14 protein-coding genes, 1 tRNA gene and 1 pseudogene are annotated in these 14,231 nt (G+C 57.8%); 11 read left to right on the forward strand and 5 right to left on the reverse strand.

Annotated features, from left to right (window positions below):
• Window positions 1-43 precede the first annotated feature (43 nt).
• Window positions 44-2,053, reverse strand: coding sequence for a serine hydrolase domain-containing protein (locus AB6B39_RS13295; RefSeq protein WP_284373981.1), 2,010 nt, complete (start codon window positions 2,051-2,053; stop codon window positions 44-46).
• 131 nt (window positions 2,054-2,184) lie between these two features.
• Here AB6B39_RS13295 and AB6B39_RS13300 point away from each other — a divergent pair, with 131 nt between their 5' ends.
• From AB6B39_RS13300 to AB6B39_RS13325, 6 genes and pseudogenes are all read left to right on the forward strand, one after another.
• A complete protein-coding gene (locus tag AB6B39_RS13300) occupies window positions 2,185-2,634 on the forward strand; it encodes an Lrp/AsnC family transcriptional regulator (protein WP_284373978.1) in 450 nt (149 codons plus the stop codon).
• Window positions 2,635-2,721: 87 nt separating this feature from the next.
• Window positions 2,722-5,718, forward strand: coding sequence for a helicase-related protein (locus AB6B39_RS13305; protein ID WP_284373976.1), 2,997 nt, complete (start codon window positions 2,722-2,724; stop codon window positions 5,716-5,718).
• Window positions 5,715-5,813 (forward strand): annotated as a pseudogene (locus AB6B39_RS13310) (S4 domain-containing protein); the annotation flags it as partial. The gene AB6B39_RS13305 and the pseudogene AB6B39_RS13310, both read left to right, overlap by 4 nt.
• A gap of 39 nt (window positions 5,814-5,852) precedes the next feature.
• Entirely contained in the window at window positions 5,853-6,026 is a 174-nt protein-coding gene (locus tag AB6B39_RS13315) for a hypothetical protein (protein WP_371398621.1), read from the forward strand.
• Window positions 6,027-6,058: 32 nt separating this feature from the next.
• On the forward strand, window positions 6,059-6,403 hold the full coding sequence (fdxA, locus tag AB6B39_RS13320) for a ferredoxin FdxA (RefSeq protein ID WP_284373973.1): 345 nt from the start codon (window positions 6,059-6,061) through the stop codon (window positions 6,401-6,403).
• A 3-nt stretch (window positions 6,404-6,406) separates the two neighbouring features.
• Window positions 6,407-7,027: a hypothetical protein gene (locus AB6B39_RS13325; protein ID WP_284373971.1), complete on the forward strand. Its 621-nt coding sequence runs from the start codon at window positions 6,407-6,409 to the stop codon at window positions 7,025-7,027.
• A gap of 85 nt (window positions 7,028-7,112) precedes the next feature.
• On the opposite strand, the gene AB6B39_RS13330 is transcribed toward AB6B39_RS13325, so the two are convergent.
• From AB6B39_RS13330 to AB6B39_RS13340, 3 genes are all read right to left on the reverse strand, one after another.
• Complete coding sequence (locus AB6B39_RS13330) at window positions 7,113-7,307, reverse strand: hypothetical protein (protein WP_284373969.1); 195 nt, start codon at window positions 7,305-7,307, stop codon at window positions 7,113-7,115.
• An 8-nt stretch (window positions 7,308-7,315) separates the two neighbouring features.
• Entirely contained in the window at window positions 7,316-7,666 is a 351-nt protein-coding gene (locus AB6B39_RS13335) for a pyridoxamine 5'-phosphate oxidase family protein (protein WP_371398768.1), read from the reverse strand.
• 101 nt (window positions 7,667-7,767) lie between these two features.
• Entirely contained in the window at window positions 7,768-9,129 is a 1,362-nt protein-coding gene (locus AB6B39_RS13340; RefSeq protein ID WP_284373967.1) for a pyridoxal phosphate-dependent decarboxylase family protein, read from the reverse strand.
• 111 nt (window positions 9,130-9,240) lie between these two features.
• Here AB6B39_RS13340 and AB6B39_RS13345 point away from each other — a divergent pair, with 111 nt between their 5' ends.
• The 4 genes from AB6B39_RS13345 (at window position 9,241) to AB6B39_RS13360 (ending at window position 13,220) form a co-directional block, all read left to right on the forward strand.
• On the forward strand, window positions 9,241-10,239 hold the full coding sequence (locus AB6B39_RS13345) for a helix-turn-helix domain-containing protein (RefSeq protein WP_284373965.1): 999 nt from the start codon (window positions 9,241-9,243) through the stop codon (window positions 10,237-10,239).
• 232 nt (window positions 10,240-10,471) lie between these two features.
• Complete coding sequence (locus AB6B39_RS13350; protein WP_284373963.1) at window positions 10,472-11,071, forward strand: CarD family transcriptional regulator; 600 nt, start codon at window positions 10,472-10,474, stop codon at window positions 11,069-11,071.
• Window positions 11,072-11,196: 125 nt separating this feature from the next.
• Complete coding sequence (locus AB6B39_RS13355) at window positions 11,197-12,822, forward strand: S41 family peptidase (protein ID WP_284373960.1); 1,626 nt, start codon at window positions 11,197-11,199, stop codon at window positions 12,820-12,822.
• Window positions 12,819-13,220 (forward strand): hypothetical protein, encoded by a 402-nt coding sequence (locus tag AB6B39_RS13360; RefSeq protein ID WP_284373958.1) that lies wholly within the window; start codon window positions 12,819-12,821, stop codon window positions 13,218-13,220. The genes AB6B39_RS13355 and AB6B39_RS13360 overlap by 4 nt, the downstream gene beginning before the upstream one ends.
• Here the strand turns inward: AB6B39_RS13360 and AB6B39_RS13365 are convergent.
• A complete protein-coding gene (locus AB6B39_RS13365; RefSeq protein WP_284373956.1) occupies window positions 13,217-14,044 on the reverse strand; it encodes a thermonuclease family protein in 828 nt (275 codons plus the stop codon). The genes AB6B39_RS13360 and AB6B39_RS13365 overlap by 4 nt on opposite strands.
• A gap of 55 nt (window positions 14,045-14,099) precedes the next feature.
• Here AB6B39_RS13365 and AB6B39_RS13370 point away from each other — a divergent pair.
• Window positions 14,100-14,176: transfer RNA gene (locus AB6B39_RS13370), tRNA-Arg, on the forward strand.
• Window positions 14,177-14,231 lie beyond the last annotated feature (55 nt).

Genomic DNA, 14,231 nt, shown 5'->3' on the forward strand with positions numbered 1-14,231 from the left:
ATGGACCGATGCGTCACTGCAATCGAACGGGATAGGAATAAATCTACTCACCACCCACGACCAAGAATTCACGTAAGTCGAGATAAAACTGTCGACCAACATCACTATTCGTAAGTACGATAAAGCCGGATCTCTCGTTCAAATACCCCTCGAAGATCGCATTGTTTGACCCATTCAGCCCTGTGTGGCTTATCGCAGGACCGAAAGTCGTATCGATCAGTTGGAAGCCGAGACCATAATAGACAGGCCATGCCTGACTTGACGCCGGGTCAGGCGTGAGGACTTGTTCTTCAAATAGGGCCAAATATGTCTCAGTTGACAGTCCCACATGATCAAACATCGCGGTCATGACCTTTGCTAATGACGTCGCATTCGTCTGCATGGAATAGGCCGGACCAACATTTTCGGGTAGCTGAGCATTGTTCGGGCGATCAAAGTCGTGTCCGAACGCCACGCGATCAATCAGCGCTCCCGTATCCTTGAAGATCATATTCTCCCCGACCGCGAACGGTCTGATGATTTCGTCCAGGAAAATCATCTCTAGTGACTTATTCGTCAGATGCGAAACAACCCGACCCAGATATTCGAACCCTTCTCCGGAGTAGCGAAAACCTGTTCCGGGAACAAATACAAGATCAAGCTGTCCGTCGGATGTCTGGTGTCTCCAGTTCGGCAGACCCGTCTGATGGGACAGGACATGCCGTGCCGTCATTTTTTTGTAACGAATATCCTCCGGTGGGGATTCCAATGGCAGATAGTCAGCCAATGGTGTGTCCAGATCGATAACGCCCCGCTCCGCCAGACGCAGCACAGCCAAAGCGAAAATAGGCTTTGTGACAGAGCCTGCTTCGAACAGCGTCGCCTCATCAACTGTTTGCTGCGTATAGTTATTCCGAAACCCGAAATTCTGTGAATAGGCGAGTTCCCCATCCACGATGAGGGCAATTGAGGCACCCATGATCTGGTAGTAATCCAGCGCTTCTTCGATGAAGGCGTTCAGTGACGCTTCTTTCGACGGGTCATAATCGAACAGAAAGCCAGGCTGAGTTGGAATTTTTAAGGGGTCACGGGTTGCCCAAGCGATATCGCCTAGATCTATGGTTTCACGAGCGCGCACCTGAAAGTTTACGATATCCGCATCACTGAGACGTAGATCATAACGCGTTTCATCTGAACCGTTATAAAGCCGGAACGGAGAGCTGATACGGTAATTGCCTAGAGGCAGGTCGAACTCAAATTCACCGCCCTCTCCCGAACGGACCTGAACCCAGCCATATTTTCGACCCAGAGGATCGATGCGAATTCTCCAGTTCGACAGATCAGGTCCGTCGATACTGTCTGACCATTTTATGCGGCCTTTGACTGTGCCCAAGTCTGCGCGATCAGGCACAAGCATCACATCACCCAATCGCCCCGACCGGTTCGTCTTGCCATTATATGATCCCCACATGGATGCTGAGGACAGGTTTTCCGACTTGGGCTGATCTATATCGAGTATGATATGATCCAGGCCGATGGTCATTCCGGGGGTGAATTCACTCCCAAGATTAAAAGACCACTCGTGAACAGAGACACCCTCCCGCCGCGAGAATGCGTGGGACATGGGCCACGGATAAGCCGCTCTTACAGCAGGAGCCCAGCTCTCATCATCAATGACGGGAGTTACGTCGTCACCAGCCGCCGAAAAGGCGAAGGGGGCAGATCCGTTTTTTGAGTGGTAAGGGTCCAGATAGAGGATATGGCTATCTTTGAGGTTTAAGGTGTCAAGACTGTCCTCAGATGCAATATGAATGTCATCGCCAACACTGAGTCCAATATAGACTGCGCCTTCTGAGGCATTGTAAGCGACTTGGAAATAGGCATCCACGTCGCCGATAAGCTGGCGGTCTAAATCATAGCGAATAACATCTTCGGGCCAGTCCGAAAGATCGCCATCGACCTTTATGGAAGGTGCATCGAAAGCGTAGGCGAGTTCTCCATTGTCGGCATAGGCCAATGTCCCAAAGGCGCATGAGAGAAGAATTCCAAACGCGGAATGGCCAATTTTATGCATTATCATCGCTCCGTAAGCTGCTTCGACCCTGTTACAATTCTCAATAAAGACTGGCGTGTCTCGGCGTTTCTCTTGTAAAACACGAGCGCAATTCATCACATTTTTCCATATCATGATCGGAATTCGCCGTTTTGGACGCATTTGACACAGCCATTCTCGACATCATTCAATCTGATGCGGGATTATCTCACGAAGCAATTGGACAGAGAGTGAACCTCTCAGCTTCATCAGTCAGGCGCCGCATTACAAATCTAAAACGAGACGGGGTCATTGAACGAGATGTCTCAATCGTAAACGTCGAACAGTTCGGTGTACTCCTCATCACCTCAGTTATATTGAATGAGGAAACACCTGAAATTTATAATGAACTTGATACAATTTTTGCCGAGCAAAAACTTGTGAAACAATCCTATCATGTGTCTGGTGAAAGCGATTACATCATCATTGTTCATGCCTCTTCCATGCAGTCATACGAAGAATGGGCGCGGGCAGTCCTGATGAGTAATGCCTACATCAACCGTTTCAATACGACTGTCGTCTATTCGCGGCGCAAGTTTGATACCTCGGTCACAACTCGCTAGCTCGCCAGTCACCTTCAAGTGGAACGGCCCTTGCCTTGGACTTAAACCCATCTTGCCTTTCTACCTACTCCCACCAACATAGCTCCCATGGCCTTTCAGCCGATTCTCAAAGCTATTCTGGGTCCGACCAATACGGGGAAGACTCATTACGCGGTGGAGCGGATGCTCGGGCGGAGCTCTGGCGTAATCGGCTTGCCGCTGCGCTTGCTGGCGCGGGAGGTCTATGACCGCATCGCGGACCGGATCGGGGCGGCTCAGGTTGCGCTGGTCACGGGGGAGGAGAAGATCATCCCGCCGCGTGCGCGCTATTTCGTCTGCACGGTCGAGGCGATGCCGGTGGAGCGCCGCTTCGCCTTCGTCGCCGTGGATGAAGTGCAGCTGATCGCCAATCATGAGCGCGGCCATATTTTCACCGACCGTGTGCTGAATATGCGCGGACAGGAAGAGACCTTGTTTCTGGGTGCGGACACGGCGCGCGATGTGCTGCGCACGCTGGTGCCAGATATCACATTCGATCGCCGGGAGCGCTTCTCCGAACTGTCCTATGCCGGGCCGACCAAACTGAACCGCCTGCCCAAGCGATCCGTTATCGTCGCTTTTTCAGCCAAGGAGGTCTACGCCCTCGCCGAGGCAATCCGTCGTCTGCGCGGCGGGGCCGCCGTCGTCATGGGCGGGCTGAGCCCCCGCACCCGGAATGCACAGGCGGAGCTGTTCCAATCGGGCGAGGTGGATTTTCTGGTCGCAACTGACGCGGTCGGCATGGGACTGAATCTCGACACCAACCACGTCGCTTTTGCCAGCCTGTCCAAATATGACGGACGGCGGCGGCGTTACCTGACCCCGATGGAGGCGGCCCAGATTGCCGGGCGGGCGGGCCGGTTCCGCCAAAACGGAACCTTCGGGACGACAGGGGACTGCCCGGAGATGGAAGATGGTCTGGTCGAACGCATCGTCGGCCATCAGTTCGAGATGCTGAACTATGCCGAATGGCGTAATTCCGCGCTCGATTTCTCAACGCTGGACCGGCTGGTCGAAACGCTGCATGCACCGCGCCCGACCAAGCGCCTGCGCCGGATCAAGGGCGCGGAGGATGAGTTGAGCCTGGAACGGATGATGGCCATTCCGGAGGTCGCGGACGGCATCAAGGTTCCGGCACAGGTCAGGCAGCTCTGGGATGTGTGTCAGGTTCCGGACTTCCGCAATCTGACGATCGATGCGCATGTGCGTCTCTTGCAGGATATCTACCGGACGCTGCGCAAGGGCGGCGGGCGACTGTCCGACAATTTCATGGCCGCGAAAATTGCACGGGTGGATGACATGACCGGCAGCGTCGATGTCTTGTCCGCGCGGCTTGCGAATATCCGGACTTGGACGTATTGCGCGGCTAAATCCAGCTGGATGTTCGATCCCGAACATTGGGCGCAGGAGGCTCGTACGGTCGAAGACCGTCTGTCGGATGCGCTGCATGAGGGGTTGATCGCGCGCTTTGTCGATCGCCGGACATCCATGCTGTTAAAAGGAATTGGATCCGGAGCCGACATGGACGCTTCTATCAAAGATGACGGATCGGTCTTCGTCGATGGCCACCTGATTGGCCGTCTCGACGGATTGCAGTTTACGCGCGACGCGAATGCGACCGATCTCGAAGCCAAAGCGCTGGAAGCCGCTGCGGTGAAGGCGGTTGCACCGGAAGTGGACCGGCGGCTGACGTCGCTCTCCTCCGGGCAGCATGCCATCTTCACACTCTCGGATGCGGGCACGATCCTGTGGGGCGGCATGTCCGTCGGGCGGATTGCCAAGTCCGGGTCCGTCTTTTCGCCGGATGTCGAGGTGATTGGCGGGGAGCTTGGCAATCCGACACTTCGCCAAATGGCCGAAGACCGGATGCGCCAATTCCTGCGCGCCGAGGTCGAAACCCATCTGCAACCACTCAAAAAGCTGAAGGAACTGCAGGACAAGCCCGACGTGCTGCCGGGGGCCAAGGGTTTCGCCTTTACCCTGCTGGAACATCACGGTGCGCTCGACCGGCGTCAGCACGGAAAACTGGTCCGTGATCTCGGGCAGGAAGAACGGCGCGACCTGCGGGCCGTCGGCGTCCAGTTCGGTCAGTATAATGTCTTCATGCCGGACCTGATGAAACCGAAACCGGCGCGGCTTCTGTCCTTGTTGAACGCTTACGGCGCGGGCGGCGACCGCAAGCCGTTCATCCCCTTTGCCGGTGTGACATCGATCCCCAATGACGGCGATCTGAAATCGGACGATTATGCGCCGGAAGCCTTGTCGCTTGCTGGTTACAGGGCAGTCGGGCCCCGCATTGTCCGCTTCGATATTCTCAACCGCCTTGCGACGCAGATACGCGACGCGCAAAGCCAGTTCGAACGGATCGCGTCGGATAAACCCAAACGTCCGACCTTCCAGATTATGAGCGAGATGCTCGCCCTGCTCGGTGCATCACTGGACGAAACGCGCGGCGTTCTGAGCGCATTGGGGTTCAAGCCATTCACCGCCGATGCGCCGCTGGAAAAGCCCGCTCAGGAGCCGACGGATGTCGTCGCAGATACGCCCGACACTTCCGACACGCCTGCCGAGCCCGCAAGCCTCCCAGCAGCCCAAGCTGACGAGATCGTCTCATCGCCCGGCAATGCGCCCGCCCCCGGTGTCGTCCCTGACGATGCAACGGCGAGCGAACCGACCCTGAGCGGCACGTCGGACGCGGCGACAGACCCCGCACCGACTGCACCAAACCCGCTGGACGCGACCAAGCTCTCCAAGCGCGCCCGCGATCGTCAGCGCGCCGCCCTGACCGTCTATGTGCCGCGTGAACAGCTCGAAGACGGGACGTCGCGCGATGTTCCCAGTTTGGAATATTGGTCACTGCCGGCGCGGAGTACGAGACCGCAGCGCGGCGCCCATAAAGGCAACCCCCATAAAGGCCGCAAAGGCCAGAAAAACAAGGGTCCGCGGCCTCAGCGCGGCGCGTCAGGCGGCAAATCGGCCGCGTCCGCCAAGTCATTGGAAAATTCGCCTTTCGCCGCTCTGGCTGCTCTTAAAGGGACAGGCAAGACCGAGGACGACAAGTCCTGAGCGATCCGTCCGACCCATCCTGCCGCCTCGATACATGGCTGTTCCGTACCCGGCTCTGCAAGTCGCGGCGCGAGGCACAGGGCATTGTTTCCGGCAAGAAGCTCCGACTCACCCGCGCCGGCGATACGATGCGCGTGACCAAGCCGCATTTTCAGATCCGACCCGGCGATCAGGTCAGCTTCATGCGGCACAGACAGCTCGTTCATGTCGAAATGCTGAGCCCGGGCGCCCGGCGCGGACCCGCATCCGAAGCGCGCTCACTCTATCTTGATCTGTCGTCTCCGGACGGCACGCAGTCGCCCGGTTGACACCCTGACGCGACGTCGCCAAAGCGCCGCCCATGACCTACATCGTCAAAGACGAATGCATTCGCTGCAAGTTCATGGACTGTGTCGAAGTCTGTCCGGTGGACTGCTTCTATGAAGGCGAAAACATGCTCGTCATCCATCCGGATGAGTGCATCGATTGCGGCGTTTGCGAACCCGAATGTCCGGTCGATGCCATCGTACCCGATACGGAAGACGATCCGGACGGGAAATGGCTGGAAATCAATTCCAAATATGCCGAACTCTGGCCCGTCATCACGATCAAGAAGGAAGCGCCCGCAGACCGGGAGCAGTTCGAAAGCGAGACCGGCAAGTTCGAGAAATATTTCTCACCCAAGCCAGGTACAGGCGACGAATAGGTCATGACCCTCGCGGCGCGGCTCAAACCCTGGCACCGCCACAACGCACGTCTTCTCCTGATCTTTCTGGCCGCGCACCTGTTGAGCCATCTGGCCGCAATATTCGGGCCTGACAGCCAAGCTGCCGTGATGAACGCCGCGCGGGCCGTCTACCGGACGCCTGTCATCGAAATCCCCTTGATCGGGCTGTTCATTGCACAAGTCGGCCTGGGTCTGATCATGGTCTGGCCGCGTATCCGCCAGAGCCAGAAACCCCTCTGGTCCTGGATTCAGATCGTCAGCGGCATCTATCTGGCTGTCTTCATCCTCAACCATATCTTTCTGGGGATTCTGCGCGGTCGTACATTTGACGGCGTCGAAACTGGGTTTCACTTTGTCGCCGCGACCCTGGTGACAGCTCCGATAAAATACGGTTTCATCCCCTATTATTTCCTCGCCATCGTTGCTCTGTTTGCGCATCTGGCAGCCGCTCTGCACTGGTCAGGCCGGTCCACCCGTATAACGCGCGGCCTGATCATTCTCGGCGTCACCATCGCATCTCTCGTCACGGCATCTTATGCAGGACTATTCTACCCGATCGAGCTTCCGGACGCATATAACGCCTATCTGGATAAGGCGTTTTGAACCGCCAATGTCCGTGCGACGTGACGTCTGACGACAAATTCAGACCGAGACGCGCAACCCAAGGATAGTCCGGTCCGTTTCGATGTCAGAGAGAACGACCGACATGCTGCGCGACGTGATCCGGAACATCAGTTTTGTTCGCGTCTGAGCGACAGGTTTCAACAGCGTCGAAGCGGTGGCGTAAGGGCAGAATGTCGATCCAGATCGGATGATCCTTGTCATCCTGATCTACGCTGGGCGGTCCGGTCCTGACTTTAGCGGCGTACTCCTTGATAGCCATGCGGACGATCAGAGTCCTTTTGAGTTCCTGCTTTTAACCGGTCGCAGTGCGTCCCACCGCCCCGGGAAATGCTCCTCCATAAACTGGCGCAGACTGGCAATCTTGGCGTCCGGTTCCGTTACGGCTTCTGCTTGCCCAACCAGCATGACGGATCGATAGTTTGCAGAAAGGTGAAAGGCAGATTTCGCCGTGACCAGCCCATCCAGATGCGTCACGCTGATGCAGACTTGCGCGCCGACGACCGATTTCATGGCCCGACTGGCAGTCGATCCATGCCAGTATATGAAGTCACCCTCTCGCCAGTATATCATCGACGTCACGATCGGCTCACCGTCATGGACATACTCGATATGGGCCAGTTAACCGCTATCCAGAATGACGTTCACAGTCGTACGGTCATTATGACCGAGTTGGTGCGCCCGGCGCAGACGGACTTTATCGTCAGGCTTTGCAAGTTCAGTCATTTCTGGCTCTCATGATAAGCATTGGTCATTATTTTCAGGCATGCTGTTACGTCGTCTTCGGTGGTGGCTGCAGACGACACGCTGATCCGCATGGCATAGTGACCCTTCCAGTGTGTCGGACCTAACCAGAGCTGCCCAGAATCCTGAATATATTTCAAGGCCCGGCGAGTTTGCGCTTCGTCATCTGCGACAAAGACGATCTGGTTCAGCACCACATCATTGAGTATTTTGTATCCAGCCTGTCTCAGCCCTTCGGCAAAGTGCTGCGCATGAGCACATGAACGGTCCACAATCGAAGCGACGCCGTTCGCGCCCAAAGTTTTCAGAACAGCCCAGAATTCGATGCCGCGTGCTCGGCGGCTCAATTCAGGCGTAAAATTGTTAGGTTGGCGATTGGCATCCTTCATTAGATAGGTCGCATCGACCCCGAACACGTCATGAACGGCCTCACTGTCACGGCAAAAGTAAACGGCCGAATCCTGTGTCAGGTTAGGCCATTTATGACCATCCACACTCCACGAATCTGCCAGGTCTATACCTGACGTCAAATGCGCCTTGTCTTGACTGGTGCGCGCCCACAATCCGAATGCCCCGTCCACATGTACCCAGGCCCCTACCGCTCGCGCCATCTCGCAGACGGTTTCGAAATCATCAAATGCGCCTGAATTGATATTTCCAGCCTGCAACATCACAATGGTCAGTGGGTCCAGCCGGGGCATGGCGGACGGAATGATGCGGCCCTGATCATCAACCGGGCAATATTCGATCTGATCCGTTCCGATGCCAGCATATCCGAGGGCGGCAATGTTCGTCGGATGGATTTCCTCGCTCATCACGACCCGCAACCGTGGGGCATTGGTCAGACCGGACTTTTTGACGTCATAACCCTGTCGATTGAGAAGGCTGGACCGGGCTGCGGCGAGGGAGGAATAGGTCGCCATCGTCGCTCCGGTGACAAAGCCGAAGGCCGCGTCACGGGGCAGATCCAGAAGCTCCAGCAGCCATCCACCTGCAATCACCTCCAATTCACCAGCAATGGGCGACAAGAGCCAGCTTCCGGCATTCTGGTCCCATGTGGACGCCAGCCAACTGGCCGCAACAGACACAGGCAAAGCCCCGCCAACGACGAAGCCGAAAAAACGCCCGCCCGTCGTCGCGACGGTATTGGGTGATCCGATATCGTGCAGCCTGTCGATGACTGCGATTTCGTCCTCGCCCTCGATCGGGAGTGGCCCGTGCAGTGTTTTCAATCGCGCCAGACTCGCCGCATCCGGCATGACCGGCCGCGCGGACAGGGATTGTCTGTAATCATGGCTGGCCTTACTGGCGGTATCGAAAACGGTCTTCTGATGGGGCACGATCGGATCTCCTTCTCAGACTGAGAATATGATGAACAGCCGGGCGGCGCTATGTTATGGCTTGACAAAGACCGTGCAAATCTTGCCAAAATCGTCTAACTAAGAGCCTGAATGACAATCTCTGACCAGAACTCGTTGACAGGACCCAAGGTCGTCGCCTTGGCTTATGATCGCCTCTCGACCTTCGAATTCGGCGTTGCCGTCGAAGTATTCGGACTGACCCGCCCCGAATTCGGAACGGACTGGTATCGCTTCAGTGTCGCCAGTGCGGACGGCCCGAGAATTGCGGCTATCGGCGGCGTTCAACTTTTCGTTTCGAACGGTCTCGAAGCTCTTCAGACGGCAGACATTATCGTCTTGCCCGGATGGCGCTCGCCCTATGCGGACGTGCCGAGTGAGTTGATCGCTGCCCTGCAACAGGCCCAAGCCCGCAATGTCCGGATCGTCGCGATTTGTGGCGGTGCCTATATATTAGCAGCGACAGGCCTCCTCAAAGGGCGCCATGCGACGACGCATTGGCGGTTCATCGATCACTTCGTTCGGGCCTATCCCGACATCAAACTGGATGACGCCCCGCTCTTTTGCGAAGAGGATAATCTCTATACATCTGCAGGCAGCGCGGCTGGCATCGATCTGTGTTTGCATGTCGTTCGGCAGGATTATGGGCTCGACAAGGCCAATAGTGTGGCAAGACGGCTGGTTGTGTCGCCCCTGAGAGCCGGTCAGCAGCAGCAGACGCTGATACAGCCCGTTTTACCTCAGAATAAGCATCACCGCCTATCTCAGACACTTGAAATTCTTAAGGCGGACATGGCGGCAGGTCACACAATTGACGATGCGGCTAAACTCGCCGGCTTAAGCCCACGGACTTTCATCCGACAGTTTGAAGCCATCACGGGAACCACGTTCGGCAAGTGGATGGGCCTGCAAAGATATGATCGCGCGGCAGGCCTGCTGCAGGAAACGGACCTGCCCATCGACCTTATTGCCGATGCCTGCGGATACGCGTCGAGCAGTTCGCTGCGACGCCTGTTCAAGGAGGAAAAAGGCGTGACCCCATCCGCTTTCCGGAAATCACGGAAAGGTCATGTCGCGGCAGCGTCTCTCTAACTGACGCCAACCGTCTTACATCACATATCGAAATTGACACTCTGCCGCCAGCTGCGCCCTATTTAACGCTGCGCCGCGACAGAGTTGCTTTTGTTGAAAAAATGTGTTATAGTATTGTCATAGACGGCGTTGAGCGTCTCCGAACGGGAGGCTCGCGCCGTTACTTTTGGCTATGACACACGCCGTTCGGCATCTTGCCGAGCGGCCTGATAATAACAGGGCTCCTACCAATATGGCATCCAGGAAAAAAACTGCGAAAAAGAAACCGGTCAGCTTCAAGGTCGGACAGCATGTGATCTATCCGGCCCACGGCGTCGGCGAAGTGATCGGCATCGAACAGGAAGTGATCGCTGGTTTCGATATTGAAGTCTATGTCGTCAAGTTCGAGCAGGACAAGATGACCCTTCGCGTTCCGACGACCAAAGCCTCCAACTCAGGCATGCGCGCATTGTCCAACGATCTGATCCTGAAAGATGCGTTCACGACGCTGAAAGGCCGCGCCCGCATAAAGCGCACCATGTGGTCGCGTCGCGCGCAGGAATATGAAGCGAAAATCAATTCTGGCGACCTGATTCTGGTTGCCGAGGTGGTTCGCGATCTGCACCGCACCGACGCCCAGCCCGAACAGTCCTACTCCGAACGGCAGCTTTATGAGCGTTCGCTGGACCGGATGATGCGCGAAGTCGCGGCCATCCGCAAAAGCTCGCACGACGCCGCCATGGCTGATATTCTCGACACGCTGGCCAAAGCGCGTTCGCGTCAGGCTGCCAAGGCAGCGAAACAGGCCGAAGCGGAAGGCAATGATAATGGGGAAAACGAAGCCGCAGCCTAGCCTTGCTGGGCGATAGTGCCGACCTCACGATCTGTCTTTGTGATGAAGCCTCCGCTTGTGCGGGGGCTTTTTCATGCCAGAGTGGCGCTAAAACGCCTAAGAGGTTGGGGATCGAAGTCGGTATTATGACAATTTTTCGTGGGAAGACCGTAGATTTCGCACTCGCAGGCCTCTGCTCGGTTATGCTGCTGGCAGCTTGCGGTGGCGGTGGATCATCATCTCAGTCTGCCCCGCCGCCTGTTTCCCAACCGGGTGGGAATGTCTGGACACAGGGCCAGTTTGCAGCCGCGTCCCAATTCAAGGACCTGTGTGCGGCGCCGCGCTCCGGCTCGGACCTGAACGGCAACGCATTTTCAGACCGCGCGGGCACACTGTCGGACGAGCTGTTCTGGCTGCGATCCTGGTCTGACGAGACCTATCTCTGGTACAATGAAATCACCGACCGCAATCCTAACGGCTTCACCGACAGGCTGGCCTATTTCGACGAGCTGAAAACGACCGCGACGACCGCGTCTGGCAATCCCAGGGACCGCTTTCATTTTACCTATGACAGCGAAGACTGGCTGCGCCTGACCACTTCCGGGGCCAGCGCGTCCTATGGAGCGCGCTTTGCCTTGGTCGCCAGTTCGCCGCCGCGCGACATTCGCGTCGCCTTTATCGAACCGGGCAGCCCCGCCGCGACGGCCGGTCTGAGCCGCGGCATGAAAGTCATTACGGTCAACGGTGTCGACGCCGTCAACGGAACCGACACAAACGCGCTGAATGCGGGGCTGTTTCCCGACGGAGGTGGCGAAACCTATGCGTTCGAGTTCCAACGGCTGGACGGCACACGGTTTACGACATCTCTGACATCGGCCATCGTGACAGCGGACCCGGTGAATGCCGTGTCGGTCCTGACCCAGAATGGGCGGCGCTATGGCTATATCCATTTCACGACCTTCTCACCGCGGACAGCGGAAGAAGCGCTGTTTGACGCGTTCGACCAGTTACAGGCCGCGAACATCGACGATCTGGTTCTGGACCTACGCTATAATGGCGGCGGCCTGCTCGCGATCGCGTCACAGCTCAGCTATATGGTGGCCGGACCAGACCGGACGCGCGGCCGTAACTTCGAAACCCTGCAATTCAACAACAAGGCTAACGGCATTAATCCCGTCACGGGCAACAGGATCACGCCGACCCCATTCTACAGCAATGGCCAGAACTTTACCGTGGCCTCATCGCGCAGCGCGCCCAGCGTGTCCAAGCCGCGCGTCTTCGTCCTGACGACGGGACGCACCTGCTCCGCGTCAGAGGCCGTGATGAACGGGCTGCGCGGGATCGATGTTGACGTCATTCAGATCGGCGAGCGAACCTGCGGCAAGCCCTACGGCTTCTACGCTACGGATAATTGCGGCATCACCTATTTCACCATCCAGTTTCGCGGTGTGAACGACAAGAATTTCGGAGACTATGCGGATGGGTTCGCCCCGGGTGAGGCTCCGAGTTCGCTCGGCGATGTCATGCCGGGCTGTCAGATCAGCGACGATTTCGGCCACGCCCTCGGCGATACGGATGAAGCCTTGTTCGCTACGGCTATCGCCTATGCCGAAACCGGCACATGTCCGGCAGGCACCGTTCCCAACCGGAAGATCGATGGCCCTGCCGACCTTGCGCAGACATTAGGCCACACGGACCCGGCACTGGACCTGACGCGCGATCCACGTATTCAGGCCCGCGAACTCGCCGAGACGTGGGACGCGCGTGAATGACGGGCTTGCGCCCGATCGCTCTGCTTGGACTTGCCGGGCTCATCGGCCTGTCGGGATGTGCGTCGGCACCAGCCACGACCGGTGAAACGGTTCAGCCCGCCATCCTGTCCGATGTGTCGGATAGCCGAACCCGGACCCTGATCCGGGTTCATGTCAGGGATGGTCTGGGATCCGGCTATCTCGCAGATATTGATGCGCTGGCCACGTCCGACCGGATGATGGCGCGGGACAATGGCCGTAGTCAGGCTCGCGGCGCGCGCCTGCCTTTGCCCGATCGGATTTTTCGCCTGGAAATCCTCCGTACCGCCGATGGCGTTGTCTGTCGCCTTGTTTCCGATCCGCCGGATATTAACGCGTTGATCCTGCCGCCCGATATCGGCTGCGAGCCTGCGGTCTAGCTCAGTACCTCGATCCGGGCCGGGTGACTGGCCCAGATCATCGGCCCGTTGGTGAGCTCGATCCAGCCGCGCACGCGGATCCGCGCCCCTTCCAGGTCGACCGGATCGAATTCGGTGAACCGCTTGCGGTGCTTCTTTGCCACGGCGACGGTGAAGTCCGTTCGGTAATCGGCTCCAAAATTCAGATAGGCGCGCCCCCTGACATCCGCCGTCGAGGTCACAATACCTTCGACGATCTGCAGACTGTCGACATGCTGGGCGAGGGCGTTGGGCTCCGGACCGCGAATCCGGTAGGTCGCATCGCTCCAAAGGCCACGCCCCAGCTGCCGCGCTTCAGCCTCCAGCGCGTATAGTGTGTCCACATCCAGCACCTCGTCCGGCCAGCTATAGACCCGGGCCAGCCCTAGCCGGACCATCTCGGCCTGAACCCACAGATCATTCCCACCGGCAGGGCTCAGCGTGTGAAGCTGAGCCAATGCGCGGCCATAACGGTCGCGTGGATCACCGCCATAGGACAGGCGAACCTCTCGTCCGCGGACCAGCCCGGCCAGGCCTTCACGCGCCTCACGGGCAAACGGATCGTCCCTGCGAGGCGTTGCGATCCCAGCCAGACGGACCCGGAGCCCGCTATCCAGATTGACAACGTCACCGCTGGGAACAGTTTTGACCCGTCCGGACTCGCCGGGTTTCAGGTCCGCCGCCTTCATGCCGCTGGCAATGGAGAGGGTCAGCGCCGCGCCGCCGATCAGGGCGGCCCTGCGGGTGGTGCGCAGGCGGATATCGTAGCGGGACGGCACGATCCGGACGCTAACGGCCCGAGCCACAACTGTCGAATCCGTCTTGGCGGTTGATCCGCGCTTGGCTAGGCAGCGGACCTGCGGTCCCGTAGCTCAGTCGGATAGAGCACCAGATTCCTAATCTGGGGGCCGGTGGTTCGAATCCACCCGGGATCGCCATGCTTACGCCTTCAACCCTTCATTAACCCTGTGCGCGCAGTCCTGTGACGGGGAG

The organism is Algimonas porphyrae, from assembly GCF_041429795.1.
Classification (GTDB): Bacteria; Pseudomonadota; Alphaproteobacteria; order Caulobacterales; family Maricaulaceae; genus Litorimonas; species Litorimonas porphyrae.